The sequence below is a fragment of the Haloferax sp. DFSO52 genome, from assembly GCF_048158745.1.
Taxonomy (GTDB): domain Archaea; phylum Halobacteriota; class Halobacteria; order Halobacteriales; family Haloferacaceae; genus Haloferax.
On sequence record NZ_JBLOPB010000005.1, the window covers coordinates 74,968 to 97,272 of the forward strand.

The 22,305-nt window shown below is 56.4% G+C and carries 17 protein-coding genes; 8 read left to right on the forward strand and 9 right to left on the reverse strand.

What is annotated here, in order from left to right:
- Positions 1–108 precede the first annotated feature (108 nt).
- Both ACK3SC_RS18780 and ACK3SC_RS18785 read right to left on the reverse strand, forming a co-directional pair.
- Positions 109–996, reverse strand: a complete 888-nt coding sequence (locus tag ACK3SC_RS18780; RefSeq protein ID WP_416841785.1) for an NAD-dependent epimerase/dehydratase family protein — start codon at positions 994–996, stop codon at positions 109–111.
- Positions 997–1,124: 128 nt separating this feature from the next.
- Positions 1,125–3,056: a glycoside hydrolase family 127 protein gene (locus ACK3SC_RS18785; RefSeq protein ID WP_416841786.1), complete on the reverse strand. Its 1,932-nt coding sequence runs from the start codon at positions 3,054–3,056 to the stop codon at positions 1,125–1,127.
- Between the two features lie 153 nt (positions 3,057–3,209).
- Between ACK3SC_RS18785 and ACK3SC_RS18790 the strand changes: the two genes are divergently transcribed.
- From ACK3SC_RS18790 to ACK3SC_RS18805, 4 genes are all read left to right on the forward strand, one after another.
- Positions 3,210–5,165: a glycoside hydrolase family 127 protein gene (locus ACK3SC_RS18790; RefSeq protein ID WP_416841787.1), complete on the forward strand. Its 1,956-nt coding sequence runs from the start codon at positions 3,210–3,212 to the stop codon at positions 5,163–5,165.
- A gap of 113 nt (positions 5,166–5,278) precedes the next feature.
- Positions 5,279–6,808, forward strand: coding sequence for an alpha-N-arabinofuranosidase (locus ACK3SC_RS18795; RefSeq protein WP_416841788.1), 1,530 nt, complete (start codon positions 5,279–5,281; stop codon positions 6,806–6,808).
- Between the two features lie 221 nt (positions 6,809–7,029).
- Positions 7,030–8,313, forward strand: a complete 1,284-nt coding sequence (locus ACK3SC_RS18800; protein WP_416841789.1) for an MFS transporter — start codon at positions 7,030–7,032, stop codon at positions 8,311–8,313.
- A 169-nt stretch (positions 8,314–8,482) separates the two neighbouring features.
- Positions 8,483–9,472: an aldo/keto reductase gene (locus ACK3SC_RS18805; RefSeq protein WP_416841790.1), complete on the forward strand. Its 990-nt coding sequence runs from the start codon at positions 8,483–8,485 to the stop codon at positions 9,470–9,472.
- A gap of 75 nt (positions 9,473–9,547) precedes the next feature.
- Here ACK3SC_RS18805 and ACK3SC_RS18810 read toward each other — a convergent pair whose 3' ends face one another.
- The gene (locus tag ACK3SC_RS18810) at positions 9,548–10,525 is read right to left on the reverse strand and encodes a Gfo/Idh/MocA family protein (protein ID WP_416841791.1); all 978 of its coding nucleotides are present in this window, start codon (positions 10,523–10,525) and stop codon (positions 9,548–9,550) included.
- Positions 10,526–11,413: 888 nt separating this feature from the next.
- Between ACK3SC_RS18810 and ACK3SC_RS18815 the strand changes: the two genes are divergently transcribed.
- A complete protein-coding gene (locus tag ACK3SC_RS18815) occupies positions 11,414–13,087 on the forward strand; it encodes an aldehyde ferredoxin oxidoreductase family protein (protein WP_416841792.1) in 1,674 nt (557 codons plus the stop codon).
- An 18-nt stretch (positions 13,088–13,105) separates the two neighbouring features.
- On the opposite strand, the gene ACK3SC_RS18820 is transcribed toward ACK3SC_RS18815, so the two are convergent.
- On the reverse strand, positions 13,106–13,390 hold the full coding sequence (locus ACK3SC_RS18820) for a ubiquitin-like small modifier protein 1 (protein WP_416841793.1): 285 nt from the start codon (positions 13,388–13,390) through the stop codon (positions 13,106–13,108).
- Between the two features lie 134 nt (positions 13,391–13,524).
- On the opposite strand from ACK3SC_RS18820, the gene ACK3SC_RS18825 reads away from it, so the two are divergent.
- Both ACK3SC_RS18825 and ACK3SC_RS18830 read left to right on the forward strand, forming a co-directional pair.
- Complete coding sequence (locus ACK3SC_RS18825; RefSeq protein WP_416841794.1) at positions 13,525–13,779, forward strand: MoaD/ThiS family protein; 255 nt, start codon at positions 13,525–13,527, stop codon at positions 13,777–13,779.
- Positions 13,780–13,918: 139 nt separating this feature from the next.
- Positions 13,919–14,818, forward strand: coding sequence for a dihydrodipicolinate synthase family protein (locus ACK3SC_RS18830; RefSeq protein ID WP_416841795.1), 900 nt, complete (start codon positions 13,919–13,921; stop codon positions 14,816–14,818).
- Between the two features lie 69 nt (positions 14,819–14,887).
- On the opposite strand, the gene ACK3SC_RS18835 is transcribed toward ACK3SC_RS18830, so the two are convergent.
- From ACK3SC_RS18835 to ACK3SC_RS18855, 5 genes are all read right to left on the reverse strand, one after another.
- Positions 14,888–16,066, reverse strand: a complete 1,179-nt coding sequence (locus ACK3SC_RS18835; RefSeq protein WP_416841796.1) for an MFS transporter — start codon at positions 16,064–16,066, stop codon at positions 14,888–14,890.
- 385 nt (positions 16,067–16,451) lie between these two features.
- The gene (locus tag ACK3SC_RS18840; protein ID WP_416841797.1) at positions 16,452–17,507 is read right to left on the reverse strand and encodes an isocitrate/isopropylmalate dehydrogenase family protein; all 1,056 of its coding nucleotides are present in this window, start codon (positions 17,505–17,507) and stop codon (positions 16,452–16,454) included.
- 78 nt (positions 17,508–17,585) lie between these two features.
- On the reverse strand, positions 17,586–18,365 hold the full coding sequence (locus tag ACK3SC_RS18845; RefSeq protein WP_416841798.1) for an SDR family NAD(P)-dependent oxidoreductase: 780 nt from the start codon (positions 18,363–18,365) through the stop codon (positions 17,586–17,588).
- 267 nt (positions 18,366–18,632) lie between these two features.
- A complete protein-coding gene (locus ACK3SC_RS18850) occupies positions 18,633–19,403 on the reverse strand; it encodes an IclR family transcriptional regulator (protein ID WP_416841799.1) in 771 nt (256 codons plus the stop codon).
- 124 nt (positions 19,404–19,527) lie between these two features.
- Positions 19,528–20,976, reverse strand: a complete 1,449-nt coding sequence (locus ACK3SC_RS18855) for an aldehyde dehydrogenase family protein (protein ID WP_416841800.1) — start codon at positions 20,974–20,976, stop codon at positions 19,528–19,530.
- 137 nt (positions 20,977–21,113) lie between these two features.
- Between ACK3SC_RS18855 and ACK3SC_RS18860 the strand changes: the two genes are divergently transcribed.
- Positions 21,114–21,983, forward strand: coding sequence for a fumarylacetoacetate hydrolase family protein (locus ACK3SC_RS18860; protein ID WP_416841801.1), 870 nt, complete (start codon positions 21,114–21,116; stop codon positions 21,981–21,983).
- Positions 21,984–22,305 lie beyond the last annotated feature (322 nt).

Below are 22,305 nucleotides of genomic sequence, written 5' to 3' on the forward strand. Positions count from 1 at the left end.
CAACAGCGGCTAGTGAGCAGTTGATACTAGACTGAATTTCGTTCGAGAACCTGTACACTCCCGGCGTGGTGTACCTCTTCCGTCCGAAAATACGCTTCCGAACGCGACTCAGACGAACGATGGACCAGCGATGTGTTCGTCTTCGGCGTCGCGCCAGGAATGAGTAGGTTCCCAACCGAGAACTGTTCGAGCTTTCTCGGTCGAGAACGCCGATTCCTCTCCGGACAGCTCACACGTTTCTGGAAGCGAACCGAATCCCGCTTCGATTGCATCAGCAGTTGGGACACCGAGGAAGTTGTCGGGTCCGAACGCGTTGAACACTTCGTGGCCTGTGAAATCACTCTCCAGGGCGGCGGTTACGACTCCGACGATATCTCGGATGTCGATGTAAGACCAGAAGTTTCCGAATCGAGATGCGGTCTCGAAGCTAAACTGCTCTCGGAACGGCGTTACTACGTAATCACCGGGATACTGAATCCAGGAAGGCCGAATCGATGCGACCGGGACGTTGTATTTGTTCGAAACTCGTTCAGCGGCCGCTTCGCCGGACAGTTTCGACGTTTCGTAGCCGTTCCACGGGGCAACTGGATGTTCCTCGTCGAGTGGGAGATACTCGGGGAGTTTCGGTTCGGGCCAGTGTGTCCCGTAGACAGTTTCGCTCGATGCCCAAACGACTTTGGCCCCCGCACGCCCCGCCGCTTCGAGCGTATGGAACGTCCCCATCGTGTTGTTCTCGTAGACGTGGCCTCCCGCATGGTCTTCTTCGTGTGGAATATTCCCGAAGTGAACGACTGCGGTCGGGTCGGCATCCAGGATTGTCTCAAACACCTGTCCCTGTTCGGTGAGGTCCACCGCCCGAAAGTCCACTCCTTCGACGTCCTGGTCTTCTGGGAGTGTCAAATCGACTGCCACGACATCGGCGTCGTGCCTGAGGTGGTCGACTATCCAACTGCCAGAACCACCAAGCGCACCGGTGACTACAATTGTTTCTTTCATGAAAGGACCTTCACCGAACCACCTTAAAAAAGTCGTGCTTGCGGTGACGGAGTCTCCCGGTTCTACGTTCGCTTGAGAAATTGCCTGCAGTGGCAATTCAGAGCGAACCGCGGGGTCTGCTAGACCTGCTACGGTGCGCGTAGCCAGACGTTCATCTTGCCCGGGTCTCGGTTGTCCCACGCGTAATATGGAATCAGCTCCAACTTCGCTGCCTCACGCGAGGTCTCCTCATCCGGGCGGTAAAGCGCACTGTCCCACCCATCAGACGTAGAAACCTCAGAGTCGACTGTGAGTGTCGTCACACCACTCAGGAGGTCCTTCTGGTGTGATGCTTTGATATCGGTCTCGGTCGACACAGCATACCGGTGCAGTTGGTTCTCCGCGTCGATGGACTCGGCGCAGTAGACTAACGGTCCGCGGGTGACTGCAACCCGCCCTGCGTCACTCTCGACTGCAGGGTGTGCGCGAAGCTGCTGAATTTGCTGCTCCAGTTCGACCGAGACGCTGTCACCTGCACTGACTGCGACGTCGACGTACTTCTCACCGTTGTGGTCAATCGACGCACCGTCCTTCGAGATCGTGACGTTGTCGGCCCATTCGGGGATACGCACGTGGAGCGAAACACCGTCGTTCGGTGCTTCGGTGACATCGATGTTCACCTTCCCCGCCCACGGCAACGAGCTGGTTTGTTCGAGTGCTACGGACTCCTCGCCGACCGAGGTCTCTACGCTGCTGCCGATGTACTGGTTGACATACACCCCGTCATCACTTTTCGTGTAAACGTACTGCCCCAACGAGGCAAACAGACGGGCAGCGTTCGGTGGACAACATGCACAGGTAAACCAACCCTTCCGGTGATGGTCTCCCGAACTTGCGAGCGGATTTTCGTAGAAGAAGTGGGTCCCGTTCATCCCAACTCCCGCGAGGAAGCCGTTGTAGAGGGTTCGTTCGACGAGGTCGTGGTACTTTGCTTCGCCGAAAAGCTCGAACAGCCGTTGATTCCAGAAAATGTTTCCGACCGCTGCACACGTCTCGGTGTACGCAGTTTCGTTCGGTAAGTCGTAATCCTCGGTGAAGCCCTCGTGGGCTGCTTCAGAGCCAATGCCACCAGTCACGTACATTCGTCTGGTCGTCATGTTCTCCCAGAGCGCCTCGAGTGCTTCGCGGAGGTCTTGGTCCTCGGTCTCTTTGACAAGGTCTGTGACTGCCGCATAGAGATACATCGCCCGAACGGAGTGGCCTTCGACTGTCTCTTGGTCCACGACAGGAACGTGTGCCTGCGCGTAACTCCCGTCGTACTCTCCGGTATCGTCTAAAAACAGGTCCTTGCCAGCGTCGAGCAGTGACCCCTCCCACGAATCGGAATCGAAGGCTGCACCTCCAAGTTCGTCCATGTGGTCGAACTCCCACGCGAGGCGGTCATCCCGGCCACGCTTCTCGATGAAGTACTCCGCCAGGTCGAGGTACCGCTGTTCATCAGTAGTGTGGTACAGACGAATCAGCGCAAGTTCGATTTCCTCGTGCCCCGGGACGCCATCGACTTCCGCGGGGAACACGTCGTCGACGTGGTCTGCTGCCTTACGGACGACCGCGAGTAGCCGGTCGTCTCCAGTTGCTTCGTGGTGAGCGACCCCCGCCTCGATGAGATGGCCCAGACAGTATAACTCGTGCATGAGATGGAGATTCGTCCACTTCATATCGGGTTCGACGAGTTGGAAGTACGTATTCAGATAGCCCGAGTCAGCTTGCGCTTCCTCGATGAGACCGACCACTTCATCGACCTTGGAACGAAGTTCAGTGTCGTCGTCGCTGGCGAGGACATAACTAGCCGCTTCGAGCCACTTGTACGCGTCACTATCTTGGAACCACATCCCCTGGAACCCACCATTCTCGCCGTCTCCCACTCGACGGAAGTTTTCCAGTGACCCCGATTCCTGTAACTGGTCGTACTGATATTCGATTGTGACGTCCCGGTTCCGAGAGATCCACGGCGACCAGAACTCATCGTCGATTTCTACATCGGCGACGCCGACTCTCTCGGTTCTCTCTAATGTAGACATGCTATAACGAGATGGCGAGTGTGCGATAAATAAGTACGGGTGGCAGTGGCTCGTCACGGCAGCGTGCTGCCCCCCACACGGGCGATGTGCCCGCTCTCGATGTCGTCACCTGCACGGAATCTATTAAGTAGTCTGTGTGGTTGATGAGAGTACATGCCACCCCACACCTCGAGACATACACGGCAGCTGCCGCTCTCAGACGTGCAGATAGATGACGATTTTTGGAATCCTCGACTCGAAACCAACCGAGAAGTGACACTCGCTCACCAGTACGAACAGTTGGATCAGAGTGGGTGTCTCGAAAACTTCCGTCGAGTCGCGGCGGGAAAACGCAACGGGTTCGACGGACCGATGTTCATCGATTCGGACGCCTACAAATGGCTCGAAGCAGCCAGCTACGTACTCTCGGGGGACGGTGAGAACGACGAACTCCGAAATCGAGTGACTGACGTTATCGACCTCATCGCGGAGACGCAAGCCGAAGACGGGTACCTCCACACGTACTTCATGTTGGAAGAACCGAATGGTCGATGGGAAAACCTGAACAGAATGCATGAATTGTACTGTGCAGGCCACCTCATCGAAGCCGCGGTCGCGCATCATCGTGCCTTGGGTGATGACAGTCTCCTCGATGTTGCGGTCTCGTTCGCAGACCAGATCGACCGGCAATTCGGTCCAGCTGAACAAGATGGAGTTCCAGGTCACGAGGAAATCGAACTCGCACTCGTCAAACTCTATCGAGCGACTGGAACGAGGCGATATCTTCGACTCGCGTCGTACTTTATCGATGCTCGTGGAAATGCACCCTCCCGGTTAGAGCGAGAACTGGAACAGATCGACGCAATCGCAGGTTCGACCTTCATCCATCACGGCCAGTTATCCGCAGACCGGTCGCGAGAACAGTTCCTCACCGACGAGGGCGAGTACGATGGACGATACGCACAGGACCACCTTCCTGTTCGGCAGCAAGACACCGTAGAAGGACACGCTGTTCGGGCGATGTATCTCTTTACGGGCGTAACATCCCTTCTCTTGGAGGAATACGACGAGGAGTTGTGGGACGCGATGAACCGACTGTGGGAGAACATGACGACCAGACGGATGTACGTGACCGGCGGGATAGGGTCGACAGCCACGCATGAGGGGTTCACCGAGGATTACGACTTACCGAACGAAACCGCGTACGCCGAGACGTGCGCGGCTGTTGGGAGCATCTTCTGGAACCGACGGCTATTCGAACTTACTGGTGATGCACAGTATCACGACCTCGTCGAACGAACCCTCTACAACGGCTTCCTCGCGAGTATCTCGACGGAAGGTGGTCGGTATTTCTACGTCAACCCACTGGAGTCAGCAGGCGACCATCACCGAAAAGAGTGGTTCTACGTTGCCTGCTGTCCACCGAACGCGGCACGGTTACTGGCGTCTCTTGAGCGGTACATCTATGCCACAACTCCGAGCGAAAACGTCCTGTACGTTACCCAGTTCATCGGAAGCACCGTGCATACAGAATTCGATGGGAACAGTGTCTCGATAATTCAGCAGTCAGCGTTCCCGTGGAATCCGGAAGTGAGCTTCAAATTCACTCATCAGGGCACCGTCGCTCTGGATTTCCGGGTTCGAATTCCAGAGTGGGCCAGGTCCGTCGACGTTCGCGTCAACGGTGATGCGACTACACCATCGCAGTCGAACGGATACCTCAATCTCGACCGGACGTGGCAAACGGGGGACGAGGTGAGCGTCTCGTTTTCCGCAGCTGTCGAAGCACTCCAAGCACATCCGAACGTCCGACACGATACGGGCCGCGTGGCGTTGCGTCGCGGCCCACTCATCTACTGTCTGGAAGACGCCGACCACTCGGTTCCTGTCCAGAACATCGAACTCCACTCTCTCGATTCGTTCGAAGCCGTTTCCGACCACGACACAGTTGACCGAATGACGGTGTTACGAGGGACAGGGTCCGTGCCAGAGACAGGGACGTGGGATGAAACCCTCTATCGTCCAGACGCAGCTATCGAACGAGTAGACACAGCTGTCGTCGCCGTTCCGTACTTCGCGTGGGACAATCGTGAACCTGGGTCGATGCGGGTCTGGATTCCGATGGCTTGAGCCATACCCTAGAACTGACTGACCGACACCTGCTAACCGCACGGAGATATGTGAGTGAAGGGCATGCTACCGCAATACTAAATTATTAATTACTGGAGTGTGAGCCACTTATTATGGATAGCGAGCTATTCATCCGAAGACATGATCCTATCGACCAAATCTCACCGGATATCTACGGTCATTTCGCTGAGCATCTTGGTCGGTGTATATACGGTGGTGTTTGGGTGGGTGACGACGGCCAGGTAGAAACAAATGACGGCATCCGAGAGGACACCGTCTCCTTGCTACGGGAACTCGACATGCCGGTGCTGCGGTGGCCTGGTGGCTGTTTCGCAGACGACTATCACTGGGAAGATGGCGTCGGAGCACGCGAAGACCGACCACAGCGCCGAAACCTCCACTGGGCACAGGGGCGTGAAGAAGTCTTCGAGGAATCCAACGACTTCGGTACCGACGAGTTCGTTCGGCTGTGTGAGTCGCTCGGTACAGAACCGTACTTCGCCGCGAACGTCGGAACCGGAAGCCCGGACGAGGCGACGAACTGGGTCGAGTACTGTAACTACGACGGCGACACCGAACTCGCGAACCGCCGCCGAGAGAACGACCAGACTGGGAATGGCGAGGACGGCTACGACGTCCGGTTCTGGGGCGTCGGCAACGAGAACTGGGGCTGTGGTGGACGATTCAGCCCAGAAGAATACGCGAAAGAGTTCCGTCGGTACGCGAACTATCTCCGAACGTACGACCGGACGATGTCGAACACCGATCTGGAACTGATTGCGGTCGGCCACATCAACGACGACTGGAACCGTCGCTTCCTCGACCAACTGGAACAAGGAATCGACTGGGTCGACGGCTCGCCACACAACCTCATGGACCACCTCGCCGTTCACCGCTACTACAAGGCGGGTGGCGAAACTGAGTTCACTGAAGAACAGTACTACAAACTGTTCGCACGGGCACGAAAGGTTGCTGCTGACGTCGACGACGCCATTGAAGCACTCGACGTTTTCGCACCCCACGCGGACATCGGCGTGATCGTCGACGAGTGGGGCGTCTGGCACCCGGAAGCCGTCAGCGACAACGGACTCGAACAAGAGAATACGGTTCGTGACGCGGTCTCCGCTGCTGGCGTTCTCGACGACCTCAACGCACGCGCAGACGTCGTGACCATGGCAAACATCGCACAGACAGTGAACGTCCTTCAGTGTCTGGTCCAGACGAACGAGAGTGAAGCGTGGACGACACCGACCTACCACGTGTTCGACCTCTACAAGAAGCACATGGGTGGGACGGCACTTCGTACTGTAGTGGACACCGACGTCCTTGAGATTGAAGACGAAGAGTTCGACGTTCCGATGGTCAGCGCGTCTGCGTCTGAATCGGACGGGAACGTGTTCGCAACGGTCTCGAACCGTGACCTGAACGAGAGTCGAACTGTCCGTGTCGATACGGACATGGACGAGCTGAGCACGGTCGAAGCAGAAGTTCTCTTCGAGGACCTCGAAGCGGACGAGTTCTCATCTCCGGACAACGCCGACGACTTCGCAGCAGATACACTCGAAGTCGAAGAGATCGAAGACGGCATCTGCGTCGTCGAACTCCCACCGAACACGGTCGCCAGTATCACGCTCTCTGAATAAGACGAGGTACGTCAGGTCCCGCAGTCACCCGAATGGGTGACAAACGGACTATTACTATCACTCGATTTTTGGCTGGATGGCCACCGTCCCCTCTGTTCCGATATCGTCGAGTGGGGACAGTGAACTCAAGAGAGCCAACAGAGGCGCGCCCCAACTCGCGGTGGACGTAGACTACCTCCACCGACAGTTTCTAACGATGACCCGATATATTAGGACTGCTCATGGATAATTCGCTCCCCCCACGACTACGGTCAGTACCGACCGAGACGAAACTCGTCATCGGTCTCGTGAGTGGGGCAGAGCTGGTAAACCACATGTATCTGGTGTTGTTTCCGCCCATTCTCGGAGTCCTCGCATCGGACTTCGAAGTGAGTCTCTTCCTCCTGGGGCTTGCGATGGGTGCCCAGGGAGTGACCAACACCGTATTTCAACTCCCATTCGGCTATCTTTCGGATAACTACAGTCGGACGTTGACACTGGGGCTCTCGCTCGGCTTTGGAACACTTGGAGTCTTCATCGTGGCGGTAGCACCGTCGTATCCTGTGCTGGTCGCTGGACAGTTACTACTCGGACTCGGTGTCGCCGGCCATCATCCGACACATTTCCCGCTTCTGTCTGAAGCGACGCCCCCTGAACTCCGCGGACGCGCGTTCAGCATGCGCGGATTTGCAGGGAACATTGGCTTTGCCATCCCTCCAGCGTTCATCACTGCTGCCATCGGGCTTGGCGGCCTATCGTGGCGCCACGCAGTCGGGCTCATCGGGATTGCCGGGGCAGTGTACACGATTGTTACGCTGTTTGTATTCGTTCGGTACGTTGGTCCCGGGGTGACCAGACCTGACCGGGACGACACGACCGACACGCACACGACACGACCGCTGTCACAGCGGATTCTCGCAGAACTTCGGTCACTTGCTGCCGCACCAGCAATCCTCGCCCTGACATTCCTCGCATTCATTGCAGCGATGTCTGGTTGGGGGGTTACGACGTACACCGTCATTCTCCTGACCGATGGATACGGAGTCGGACTCGACACAGCCAATCTCACACTCACTGCGATGTTCCTCGCTGGGGCAGTCATGGTACTGGTTGGTGGTGACCTCGCCGACAGACTCGAACCAGGTCCGGTTATCGTCGCGACGTTCGCCGTCGTGGGACTACTCGTGACACTGTTCGGGTCGTTAGCGATTCCGCCGGTTTTTGCGATCGTGGTCGCACTTCTCATCGGCGGCATCAGGAGCCTCGCAGGTCCGGCACGGTCGAAACTAACCGACTCGTTCTCTGGAAGACAAGCACTCGGAATGAACTTCGCAACGATCACTGTCGGGACGATGGTTGGAGGTGCACTGGCTCCAGCCCTGTTCGGAGCACTCATCGATTACGTCGCAATCCAAGTCGCCTTCTTCGCTATCGCCGGTTTCACGTTCCTCGCCTTGTTCGTGACTGTTGCAATCGTGTACAGCTACGACGAGAGTACGTCCTCCGAAGGTGTCTCCACAGATTGAGACGGCTGACGGTATCTCAACAACAGACGGGTCTCAGTAAATCCACCCAACGGGGAACGCAATGTGTTTTCAGAAAGCCCCGATAGGGACCGCTCAGGAGCAGACGCAATCTCGAAGCTTTTCCAGCCGCTACTCAAGGAATTATATAGGAACGTTGAGTAGAATTTGTATGGAGTACACGCAATTAGGTTCGACTGGGACGAGAGTCTCCGAAATTTGTTTTGGGACCTGGCGGTTTGGGATGAAATCGGGAGATGTCCTCGAGACCGACCGCTCGCTCGCACACGACCTGCTCGACACGTTCTGGGAGGGAGGAGGAAACTACATCGACACCGCAAATGTCTACGGAACTACCTCGGGAACGAGCGAGGAGTACATCGGTGACTGGCTCACTGACCACGACCGAGAAGACTTCGTCATCGCCTCGAAGGTGTACTTCCCCTTCGACGAAGACAATCCAAACGGTCGAGGTCTCTCGCGGACGCACATCCGCAACCAGATCGAGGGCACACTCGACCGCCTCGGAACGGATTATCTCGACGTCTACTACATTCACCGCTGGGACGAAAACACACCGATTAGCGAAACGCTGCAGGCGTTGAATGGCCTCGTCGAAGAGGGGAAGGTCAACTATCTTGGTGCGTCGACGATGGCGGCGTGGCAATTAACCAAAGCACTCTGGACAAGTGACGTCGAGGGGCTAGAGCGGTTCGAGGTGACCCAACCGATGTACCACGCAGCGTACCAAGAAGTCGACAACTATCTCGACGTATGCGCCGACCAGGACCTCGCAGTCTGTCCGTATTCGCCCCTTGCAGGCGGATTCCTTACCGGAAAATACGAACGCGACGACGACGGCCATGCGGTCGGTCCAGACGGGTCACGCGCCGACCTCGTCGGATATTTCCAGGACGAGTACGTCTCTGAAACGAGTTGGCGCGTCGTCGATACCATCGAGTCCATCGCAAACGACATCGATGCTTCACCCGCACAGGTCGCGCTCCGTTATCTCATGGACATTGAACGGTTCCAGTGCATTCCGATCGTCGGCGCCCGAACGGTCGGGCAGATGAAAGAGAACCTCAGCGCAACGGACGTCTCTCTCTCGGCTGACCACCGCAATCGTATCGCTGCGGCGCGCGAAGGATCGGATATCTGAGCGTCAAAGGGGTCGTCAAACACCTCCAAGACACATAGATAGTGTCTCAGATTGCTTCAGACTGCTGGACAGGGCTCAATCGATTGTAACCGATTCACCTCGTTCAGCACTCTCGTAGAGTGCGTCGATGATACGCATAACCGCAACTGATTCGGTTCGGTCGACACGTGGGGTTTCTCCCGACGATACGCAGTCGGCGAAGTGTTCGACTTCACTCCGGTAATCATCGACCGGGTCGAATGTCTCAGTCACCTCACGGCCGTCAGCAGTGTACGTGAGTTCGACTCGCTCAGACCGGTCGACTGCGAACGTCGGTTCTGCCTTCAGCCATCCGTCAGTCGTCTGAATCCGGTAGTACTGTGTCTTCGGTGTATCGAACGAGGATTCGAGTCGGGCGACAGGCCCCGAATCGTAGGTTAGAACAGCTGCCATTCTCGTGTCGACCCCGCTGTTCCTCGTGTCTTTCGTCGTTGCGTACACGCGGTCCGGAGTCCCGAGGAACAGTCGTGTTGCACTGACAGTATAACAGCCAACGTCCATTATGCTCCCACCTTCGAGTTCAGGGTCGAGGCGGATATCTTCCGCACCAGCAGGCATTCTGAAGGAAAACGAGGCAGTCATCGAGACAACGTCACCGAGTTCTTCGTCGACAATCTCCTTCGCCCGCTCGGTACGAGGGTGGAATCGATACATGAACGCCTCCATCAACACAACATCACGTTCTGCACAGTAGTCGAACACTGCCGCCGTCTCCTCGGCGCTTCCAGTCAGTGGTTTCTCACATAGTACGTGCAGTCCAGCATCGGCAGCCTTCCGAATCCACTCTGCGTGCAATCCATTCGGTAACGGGATGTAGACCGCGTCGAGAGAATCATCGGCCAACAGGTCCTCGTACCTGCCGTAGGATCTCTCGATTCCACATTCATCGGCGACAGTCCTCGCACGACTATCATCGCGAGAGGCGATTGCGGCGACTGTGTGTTCACTTGCCTGTATAGCGGGAATCACCGCATTAACGCCAATGTCTGCAGTGCTGAGTACACCAAAGCGCATACGTGTTCCTTTGTAACGACCGTAATAAGATTGCGGGAATGCGGGCGAGTCACTGTGAGACAGTCGAATCGGTCTCCAGTTGGTGACCCAGCGGTGGGTGTCAATAGATGGCAAAGTCGAAACATTTATCATGAGGTAGGTTAGTAATTAGCATGGCCCAGTATAGGGCAAACTGCGATACCAGAATAGTCAGTCAGATGGACTGCTGATCGGATATCGTCGAAGGCGATTCGCCATCGTATCTTCGGATACTTTCAGCATCCAGATGACAGTAGCAACTGTCCCAAGCCTGACGGAAGCGAAATACCATTCAGGGGGTACGTTTGTCCCCCCTCATTTTCGAACCACACCACCTCGATAACATCCAGAGCAGACTTCTTGCCGTCGACTTGCTACGGACAGGTATTATCGAAGGTCGAAAAGCCACAACAGTACGACTTCGTTCGATATCTGGAGTAGGAGGCTCTCCGGTTTTAGCTGCAACCAGTTTTCAAGTACTATTGGGTCTCGTGAGAGACGAAGTATCTCGCCCTCTCAAAAATGTACCCTTCAGAAACACCTGTGCGACGATAACGAACAGTGCCTCTGAATTGACCTTCCTCACCCCCCGAATACTTACAAACATAGGTTTGTAATGCGAAAACGATGTTACTGCTTCACATGCGACGTATTGCCAAATATCGGCAAGGTCCGCTCTTGTTCATCATCACCGAACACACATTCGCTGAGGAAGCACGAGTTGCGATACGACAGCAACCAACTCCGAGCGAACCAGTATAATGAAAGATGAAGGTGTTTATTCACTAGACAACGTGCGACAATATCGAACTCACTGTCCGGTATGAAACTTCCCGCAACTATTTGTGCCTGCTTGTAGAAACCGTCACTATGAATCATAGTAAAGGACCGTTGCTAAGTCTCAATGTGGGTGACCGAGAGGCAACGAAGGTAGATGTCGACACAGAACTCGAAGCATTCGTCGGCGGTCGGGGTCTCTGTACGAAGCTCGCACACGACCGAATTCCGTTCGATGCCGATCCATTCGGTCCGGAAAACTGCGTCTACTTCGGAACTGGGCCACTGCAGCAATCGGGCATGTCGTTCACTGGCCGAATGAACTGTACAGGACTGTCCCCATTGACCGGGGGACTCCTTTCAGCTAACGCCGGTGGCTATCTCTCGCGGAACTTCGTCGGAACGGGGTACCCGGCAGTCGAGATTACCGGTGCATCTGACGAACTGCTCGCAATCCACGTGACAGACGAAGGTGTCGAGTTTGAAGAAGTCCCAGAACTCGAAGGTGCGACAGTCCCCGAAGTGACGGGATATGCACAGCGAGAACACGACCTCGACGCCGAAAACATCGTCTGTATCGGTCCTGCCGGTGAGAATCTCGTCCGGTACGCCTGTGTGATGACGTACGAGAGTCGTGCCTTCGGTCGCGGTGGCCTGGGTGCTGTTCTCGGGTCGAAAAACGTGAAGATGCTCACCTTCGAGGGTGACTCAGTACCCGAAGTCGACCTGCCTGAAGACGTCCAGATGAAAGTCCATCAAGCGGCTGCAACCTCTGACGACTTGATGCGCCGACAGGGGACGACCGGAGGGACAGAGTTCATCAACGATAACTTCTCGTTACCAACTCGGTACTTCGAAGAGTATCATTTCGAGCACGCCGATCAAATCGGTGGGGACGCAGTCGAAGCGAAGAAACACAAGAAAGCATCCTGTTCGATGTGTGCGTTCGCCTGTAAACTCCCCACCCGTGACGAAGAGACCGGCCTCGAAACCGAAGGTCCAGAGTTCGAAACGGTGTTCTCTTTCGGGAGCAATCTCGGTGTCGGAGATCTCGTCGACGTAATGCAGTCGAACGAGCTCTGTGACATCTTCGGCCTCGATACCATCAGTTGTGGGAACGCCGTCGCAGCGTATCTCAAGTCCGAAGACGAATTCGGCAACGCCGAATTGGTTCACGACACTGTCGAGAAGATTGCCTACCGGGAGGGAATCGGAGACCTCCTCGCAGAGGGTGTCTCACGCGCGGCAGGCGAACTTGGCGTCCGAAATTACACCGTGAAAGACATGGAGTTCGCTGCGCACGACGGTCGTGTTCTCCACGGGCAGGGACTGAGCTACGCAGTTGCAAACCGTGGTGGCGACCACATGTACTCGACCACGCTCCGAAACGAGTACAACGGCGAAGTTGACCCAGAAACGCTCGATGGAAAACCAGAACTCGTCATTCGAAACGAAAACCACGCCGCCTTCCGCGACTCGGGCGTCGTCTGCGCCTTCGCTGGTGGCACTGGACACGTGACAGAGGAGACGCTCGAAGCCCTGTTCGACTGTGATTACGAAGAACTGCAGGCAGTCGGGGCTCGTACCGTCGAACTCGAACGTCACTTCAACAACAAGCGAGGAATGGACCGCTCCGACGACTCACTCCCCTACGACCTCCCCGGTATGGAATCGGCATTAGACGAGTACTACGAGCTCCGCGGTTGGAACGATGACGGTACAATTTCGGATTCCAAAGTCGCTGAGTACGCGACTGCGGACGACTGAACACTCGTTCGCCGATTTTTACCCACCGACAACGGGCGGTGCTAACCGAACGACCGCTCCGTCAGTCAGCGTCGTCTCGATTCCGTCGAGTTGCCTGATGTTCCGACCGTCGACTGTGACAGTCACGCCGTCAGTTCGCGAACCGTCCGGACCGAGGTGAGATTCGAGTTCCGGAAACGAATCGCAGAGTGCCGAGAAGCCGTCCCTGATAGATACATCGTCGTCGAAAGATTCGGTGACGCGCTTTTTTCCCACGACATCTCGTATCGGTCCGAACAGGTCGAAAGCGACTTCGATGGTCATAGTCGGTGGTCAACTGGAACTCCCTTGAAGTTGACTCTCCCGACCGCTCCTCCGCCAACCGATAGTCAACGGCACACGGCTACAACACTGAACGGAATACGACCATTTTTGTGTCGCTTTCTTCATCGTCTCGTATGAACGTGGAAATCGCCTGCTATGGTGAGGTTGCAATCGCCGTTGGGACGAAATCCCTCTCCAGGGACGTTGCCGAGGGGGCGACGCTCGGAGACCTTCTGAAGAGCCTCGAAGCGGAGTTTTCGACGTTCGACCGCGAGACACTCTCCGGTGGTCTCGTTGCCCTCGTCGACGGCTCGCACGCACACGCTGAAGATGTCTTGTCCGAGGGATGTCGCGTCTCCCTCTCTCAGTCACCGGTCCCCGATAAGTGAGGACGTCGTATCCGCCCCAAGTCGTCGCCGAGTTCGCCCAGCGAGTCGGCAGCAAAGTGGTGCAAGACTAGACGTTCAGTCTCGATGGAAACAGCGTGCCGTGGGAAGATATAATTCGCCGTAACGAAAATGAAGAGCAATGCCAAAAAGTGTCGCAGTTCGGTTCGAGGGCGTCCACTGCCCGCTCGTCACGCCGTTCGATGGGGAACACGTCGACGAAGACGCACTCGGTAATCTCGTTGAATACGTCCTCGATGGGGGCGTAGATGGACTCGTTCCGACAGGGACGACTGGCGAGTTCGCCAGCCTCTCAGACGCCGAGTACCAGACCGTTCTCGAAACGACAATCGAACATGCCAACGGTGCACCGGTAATGGCTGGGACGGCCGATACAAGCGTGGCTGGGACGCTCTCTAAAATCGAGACGGCGGCCGACCTCGGAGCGGATGCAGCACTCATCACACTGCCGTACTTCCACGGGTCGAACGACCCGACGGGCGATACGACGTTCATTCGACGAGTTGCCGACGAGAGTACGCTGCCGGTATATCTGTACAATCTCCCGAGTTGTGTCGGTCGCGCCATCGAAACCGAGACGCTTCTCGATGTCGCTGACCACGACCACGTGTACGGGCTCAAAGACTCAAGCGGGGATTTCAACGCCGTCTCGGAGACTCTTCGTCGAACTCCAAACTCGTTCCAACTGTTCCAGGGGTTCGATAGCCATCTCGTCCCAAGTCTCCTGTTCGGAGCGACTGGTGGAATCAATGCACTATCGAACGTACTTCCGGGGGCTTTCGCAGAAGCATTCGAGGCGGTGGAACGCGGTGACGTTTCCGTCGCCCGAGAGATCCACGAGAACCGGATTGCACCGCTGTTCCAGCAGTGCATTGCGCACGGATTTGCGCCTGCAACGAAAGCTGCGCTTCAGGCTCGCGGTGTTATCGATAATGACGACGTTCGACCGCCGCTTACGACACTCGACAGCGACGCACGAACAAACATCGCGAGTGTAGTCGACTCGGTGTCCAACGCGTAGTACCTAGCAAAGACGGACACCGAGACAGCGAAAGTCGTTGCACACGGGAACAACTCGAAGGTCGTTCGCTCAATTCGTTCCAGCGACAGCACTCGGTCCCGTCTCGAGACTCTCGACCAACGTGAATGCGACGAGACCAGCCCCGACAACTGCGAATAGACTCCCGACGAGGAACGCCGTCTCAAACGTGCTCACAGCAGCGATACTGCCGATAACGATGGGGCCAAGGACGCCACCGATGCCACGGGCGGTAGAACGGAAGCCGATGAGTTCTGACTCGCGGTCGGGTGGGGCGATATCGCCGATGAACGAGACGGCACCGACACGAAGCCCTGAGAATGCTGCTGCGAGGACGGCAAAGGCGAGGGCAACGATAGCGATTCGGGCGACAGTAGAGTCAGGATATCCAGAGACCGCCATCAGTGCTGAAAATCCGGCACTGCCGGCCATACCGATGGTGATGAGCGGCTTTCGACCGAAGCGGTCGGTCACATACCCAACAAGGTACATGAAGACGACCTGCCCAATCGGGTTGATTGCGAGAAGCGCACCCATCATCGCCTCGGTGAGGCCAAGCTGGGTGATGATGTACACTGGCAAGAGGCTTGATGTACCGATAACCGTCGCGTTCCGGAGAAAGACGGCAATATAGAGCCATTTGAGCCCGTTCGTATGAATGTGAGCGCGACCTGCTTTCGACGGGAAGAGGCGACGACGGACCTCCGCGGAAACCTCGTTAACTGACAACGACGTCGACGAGTCTGGGGTTGGGTCGTCGATGAACCACGCAGCCACGAAGACAACGGCAGTGACAGCCGTCACGACGAGATACATACTCCACGGAACGAGGAGACCAAGGAGGACACCCGCAGACAACTGTGCAGCCGAGAATCCCATGGCTTCTACGCTGCTAAACAGACCGATAGACCGGCCACGACTATTCGAGCCACCCTGTGCGCTGACGATCGTGAGGAGAATTGGCAGGTGACCCGCAGAGAACAACGCGAACGCGGTTCGGACGGCGAGCGTGTCCCACACACCTTCGACGACCAGCAGCGGGAACGTCGAGACCGTCGCAAGCCCCGCAGTGACGAGGAGGACTTCACGCCGTTTCCCAGTGATGTCAGCGAGTGAACCCCATATCGGAGCGAAGACAGTCCATCCGAAGAAGTACGTCGTGAGAACGAGACCGACGGTGAGCGGTGAGCCACCGGCACGCCCGATGTAGACTGCCATCACAGTCCCCATGAGTGCCGGACTTCCCTTACTTGCTGCAGCGGCAAGGATGAGCGCAATTCGCTGACTGCGACTCGACTGGGGCTCGGTGTTTGAATGTGACGCCAGTGTTCATCGACCCCCTATGTGACGAAGGAATGGAACGACGAGATGTCGGGTTTGGGGAGTCATTGGCGATATTCAGCCATGCAAGTGGGTTAAAGATACTGTTTGCGACGATTCAGACAGGCAGATGTGATCGTCGAAGTTGGTCGGCGGGTCTGTCGAAGCGGCCACAGTGGAACCACTATCGAGCGTTCACGTGAACATCGTCCCTGGGTCGGTGAGATGTTCGGTTGCCACACCCCGTGTCCAAGTCGATACCGAGTCGAGCGTTTCTGGCACCTCGATGAGGCAGTCAGAGTCGGTCACGGAGGTCAGCGACGACAGCAGACGTCCGTGCATCGCCACCGAGGTCAGGCGTTCGTGGTGCGTCACTGTCGGCCAACTGCGTTTCCACGGCATCCCAGAGTGTCGAAGCAGCCGCTGTTTCGCCAAGATGGTCGTACAGCATGGATATCGAGAGAACCGTCGCGAGCGGGTTTGCGATGCCATCTCCCGCGATATCGGGGGCGCTCCCGTGGACAGGTTCGAACATCGAGGGGTACTCACCTTCGACGTTGATATTGGCAGATGGTGCGAGCCCCATGCTTCCGCTGACGATCGCCCCGATGTCTGTGAGAATGTCTCCAAAGAGGTTCGAGGCGACGATGACATCGAACTCGTCGGGCCGACGGACGAGGTCCATCGACGCGGCATCGACAAGCAACCGCTCGACTTCGACGCCGGGATAGTCTGCTGCGATTTCGTCGACGATTTCGTCCCAGAACACCATCCCGTAGGCCTGTGCATTCGATTTCGTAACGTTCGTGAGTTTCCCGTCGCGCTCCGTTGCCTCCTCGAAGGCCGCGCGGACGATGTCCTCTGTGCCTTTCCGTGTGAATACTGCAGTCTGCACCGCGACTTCGTGACCGAACCCGTGGTGTTCGTGACCACCGATGTCTGCGTACTCTCCCTCTGTGTTTTCCCGGTACACGACGAAGTCGATATCATCGCCATCGTAGCCACGAAGCGGGCTTTCGACACCGTCGAAGAGCACGGACGGTCGCTTACAGACCTGCTGGTTGAACGTCTTCCTGATCGGGAGCATCATCCCACGGAGTGTCACGTGGTCTGGGATGTCTGGGTGACCAACTGCGCCGAGAAGGATGGCGTCGTACCCTTCGAGGATATCTGTCGCGTCGTCGGGCATCATTGCACCTTCCTCGAGGTAGCGTTGGCTTCCCCAGTCGTACCGCTCCGTCTCGACCGAAAACCCATGTGTGTCCGCCACGTCTTCGAGGAGTGGAAGCGTCTCGTCGATAACTTCGACACCGATACCGTCGCCTGGGAGGAGTGCGAGAGAGTATGTCACACGAATACATGGAGTAGTGGCACGAAAAACGTTCTCGTGAACGCAATCACTGACTAGTGAAACAAATAGAGACGCACATCAGCTGTCGAAGGCGTGTGCAGCGAACCCGTCGTCGATTGTGAGCACCGAACCGGTGGTGTAACTCGCAGCATCGCTCGCGAGATAAATCGCCGCACCGGTGATTTCGTCAGGGCGACCAAGCCGTCCGTGGACGGTTCGGGCTGATATCTCCTCGTATCGTGGACTTCCTTCGTCGTACGTCCCGTCTGTTTGGTCAGTACGGATGAACCCTGGGCGAATCGCGTTCACACGAATATTCGGCCCGAGTTCCTTTGCGGAAACTCGAGTGAGCGACTCGATTCCACCTTTCGCAGCCGAGTAGGGGACGAGATTTGGGATCGCGATTCTCGCAGAGAGCGAGCTAATATTGATGATGCTTCCGTTGTCCATCTCGGCAGCAAACACCTGTGTCGACCGATACGTCCCATCGAGTTGGACCGCAAAGACGTCATTCCAGTCGCTGTCGCTTGCATCTGCGAGTGAGGTTCGACTCACAAAGCTCGGTGAATTGACGAGGATATCGACCTGTCCAAGTTCGTCGTGGACGCGGTCTCGAAGGGCGACGAGACTCTCACGGTCGGTGACGTTGCAGGTCTGTTCGAGGGTTTTCGCACCGGTGCTTCGGAGTTCTGCGGCCGTCTTCTCCACGTTCTCTCGTGTTCGACTCGACGCGACAACGTCTGCCCCATCTTCGGCGAATCCGAGTGCGATTGCCCGGCCGATTCCGCTCGTGCCGCCGATAACGACGGCAGTCTTTCCACGAACAGTGACCGGACTGTGTCGGTACTCGGTTGGCATGCACCATACTGTGATTGAGGTCAGCTTATAGCTTCGGCTGGACAGGTTAGTATTCGAAAATCCATCTCGCAGACTCAGAGTGAACGAGGGTACGTATCCGGATACCGTCTCATGGGGACCATCAGTAATTTCAGGAAGGCATCGTTGAAATGACACCCGGTCTGGGGGTTCACCGAACGGGGCGACACGGGCAACCGAGTTGCGGAATCGTCATTCGATAGGCGATTCGTCGATCAAGGTCGGCTAGAGAGGCGTGTCGGCCTCCACTCACCGACTCGAGTACGTCATGTTTAGCTCGATGACGTTTGCGGCGCTTTGCACACGCTCTGGAATCTCTGATTCGAACGCCTCGCCTTTCATCCGACTCGTTGGGCCGGCCACGCTGACTGCGCCAATCGCGATGCCATCAGCGTTCTTGATGGGTGCCGAGACACAGCGAAGTCCAGAGAGACGTTCCTCGTTGTCGTATGCGAACCCCTGGTCACGAATTGTGGCGAGTTCTTCTTCGAGTTCCTCTCTACTCGTAACCGTATTCGGTGTGCGAGCAGGGAGTCCGCGGTGCTCGATTATCTCATCGACTCGTTCTTCCGGCAGGTACGCCAAGACGGCTTTTCCCAGCGACGTACAGTGCATGTTCACACGCATTCCTGCGTGTGTGTCGAGATTGACTGCCTGTTCTCCCTTCGAACGATAAAGGTAGACACCCTCTCCATGCTCTTCAACCAAGAGATTGGCGAGTTCACCAGTCTCTTCGGCGAGTGCTTCCACCTCGGGCTTGGCGACTTCGAAAAGGCGCATTCGTGTCCGGCCATGCTCACCGTAATCGAGGAATTTCAGGCCGATGCAGTAATCGTCGCCCTTGCGGACGACGTACTCGTGTTCGAGCAGCGTGCGCAGGTGGCTATAGACCGTACTCTTCGGCAGGTCGAGCTCTTTCGATAGTTCTGTCACCCCAGCAGAACCCTTGGCTTTCAGCGATTCGAGGATTCGAATCGATGTTGCCAGCGCCCCAATCGTGTTGTCCCCTTGTGTTTTCATGCCAAATGTCGATTCATCGTACCTATACAAAACATTTGTTCATAATGACCGAACAACTGTCGCATGATAGTAAGTAGTGGCTCGTCAAAAACTACTGAGGAGCGTGAGAAAAAACTGAGAAGATTCAGTAGTTGTCGTAGACAGTCTTCTCGATGGTGTAGAAGTCGATTCCGGCGTCTCCCTGTTCCCGCCACGTTTCGGAAGACGACCGCTTGAATCCACCGAATGGGACATGAAGTTCGAGCCCAGTCGTCTTTTCGTTGACCTTCACGACGCCGGCCTCGATGTCGTCGATGAAGCGATTCGCCTCGGAGTGGTCATTGGTGACGATGCTTGCTGAGAGCCCGAAGTCGACGCCGTTAGCAACTTCAACCCCTTCCTCGTAAGAATCGACCTTGAGTACGGCGATGACCGGGCCGAAGACTTCCTCCTGGGCGATTCGCATCTCGGGGTCGACATCAGTGAACACGGTCGGTTCGACGAAGTACCCATCTTCTGCCCACTCACCCTCTGGGACGCCACCGCCGGTGGCGAGTGTCGCACCCTCAGTCGTGGCGATGTCGATATATTCGAGCGTGGACGACAGTTCTGCCTCGTTGGCTTGTGGTCCCATCTCGTGGTCGATGCCAGGACCGACGTCAATCGACTCCGCCCTGTCGACCAGTTCTGCGACGAAGTCGTCGTAGACGTCTTCGTGGACAATCGCACGTGAGCACGCGGTACACGACTGTCCGGTCGTTCCGAAGCCACCTGTGGCGACAATACCGGCGGCTTCCGCAGGGTCAGCCGACGCTGTGACGAGCGTTGGGTTCTTCCCCCCAAGTTCGGTTTGGACACGCTTTCCAGCGTTGGTCGCCTGGTCATACACCATCTCACCGACGCCACAACTCCCGGTGAAAGAGACAAGGTCGGTGTCGTCACTATGAATGAACTCGTCACCGACAGAACTCCCCGGACCGGTTACGACGTTAAGTACTCCGCTGGGGAGACCAGCCTCGTCGAGGGCCTTCGCTAGTTCGAGGACAACCCCCGGTGCATCCGATGCAGGCTTGAGGACGACAGTGTTTCCAGTTGCGAGTGCGGGAGCGAGTTTCCACGCCGGAATTGCGATGGGATAGTTCCAGGGCGTGATGAGAGCTGCAACACCAACGGGTTCCTTACGCGTGTACAGGTTCGTATTTTGTCCGCTTGCTCCTTTCTTCGTCCCACCGAGGTCTGCAGATTTGGCCGAGAAGTAATGGAAGATGTCGATTGCGCGTTGTACCTCACCGGCAGCCTCGGGACGGGCTTTTCCTTCTTCAGCGATGAGCATCTCAGTCAGCTCGTCTTTGCGCTGAGAGAGTATCGTACCCGCCTCTCTGAGGATTCGTCCACGCTCTGGACCTGGCGTGTTTCGCCACTGCTCTTTCGCTGCAACGGCTGCCTCAACGGCGTTGGCAGCGTCTGCCTCGTTTGACTGTTGGTAGGTTGCGACGACCTCGTTTGGGTTCGCAGGATTCAGTACGTCCATGGTCTCGCCAGTTTCGGAACGTATCCACTCACCGTTCACGAAGTTCAGGCATGTATTTGCCATCGATACTTGATTCAACGTCCAGCCATACCATTCTTACGGACGCGTCAGTGAGTGCCAGTCTGGTCTGTCGCCAGTTCTCCAGTCTCAATTGTGCACCATGCCAACAGTTATATATCACGATTCTGTACGCTATTCGTATGCAGTACTATACCCTCACGGGTGCTAAGCGACAAGCAATCGCTGTGCATGACGGGGAGACCGCGTACGACCTCACCAGTGCAGTCGATGCCATAGAGTCGTTTCGGGACCTCGCACATGCAGCACATATCGCCGATACAACTATCGATGATATCGCACGTTCTCTCTTCGACAGGGCGACAGAACTATCCGTAGACGAACTCCAAGAGCGAGCAGCCTGCCCAACGACTCCAAATGAAGTGTGGGCGGCCGGCGTGACCTACCATATCAGCGAGAAAGCTCGCGAAGCAGAGAGTGGAATGCCCGACGTGTATCTCGACGTGTACGAGGGTGAGCGACCTGAAATATTCTTCAAGGCAACTCCGAGCAGAACGGTCGGCCCCAACGACGCAATCGGCGTCCGTGAGGACTCGTCGTGGGACGTTCCAGAACCTGAACTCGGTATCGTCCTATACCGAGGGAACATCGTCGGATACACCGTCGGAAACGACGTGAGTAGTCGGTCGATTGAGGGAGAAAACCCACTCTACCTCCCACAAGCGAAGATCTACGATCGCTGCTGTGCAATCGGTCCGTGTATCGCGACTCCAGACACTGTCGAGGACCCTCACGAACTGGAGATGCAGATGACCATCATGCGTGATGAAGAGATACTCTTCGAAGGGTCGGCCTCGACCTCGGAGATGGTGAAAACGTGCGAGGACCTCGTCTCGTACTACACCCGTCACAACGCAGTTCCGGAGATGGCGGTACTTCTCACTGGAACAGCGCTCGTACCTGACGATAGCTTCAGCCTGCAACCGGGCGATAACGTCGATATCACTATCGAAGATATCGGAACCCTTCAGAACTCAGTCACCCTTGTCTGATAGCCCCCAATCGAGACGCTCACCTCTCTACGTAGCCATTTTGCTTCCAGTCGGGCGGTGAGACAGTAAGCGGTGAGAGGTCGGTATTTGTAGAATACGAAGGTTCGAGGGAATTCGCGACGTGAGATAGTTGTCTACCATTACCGCACAAATTCGTCGACCTGGGTATCTTCTTCAGTGTCTCATCTAGTTGGAAACTGCCACAGTATGTGCCAAAGTCATTCAACGCACTCCTGTTAGGAGTCCGTATAGAATTCTGAGTTGTGTGACGATACTGGAAACACTGTACTGATGATGGACCGAAACAGCCCAAAAGCAGTCT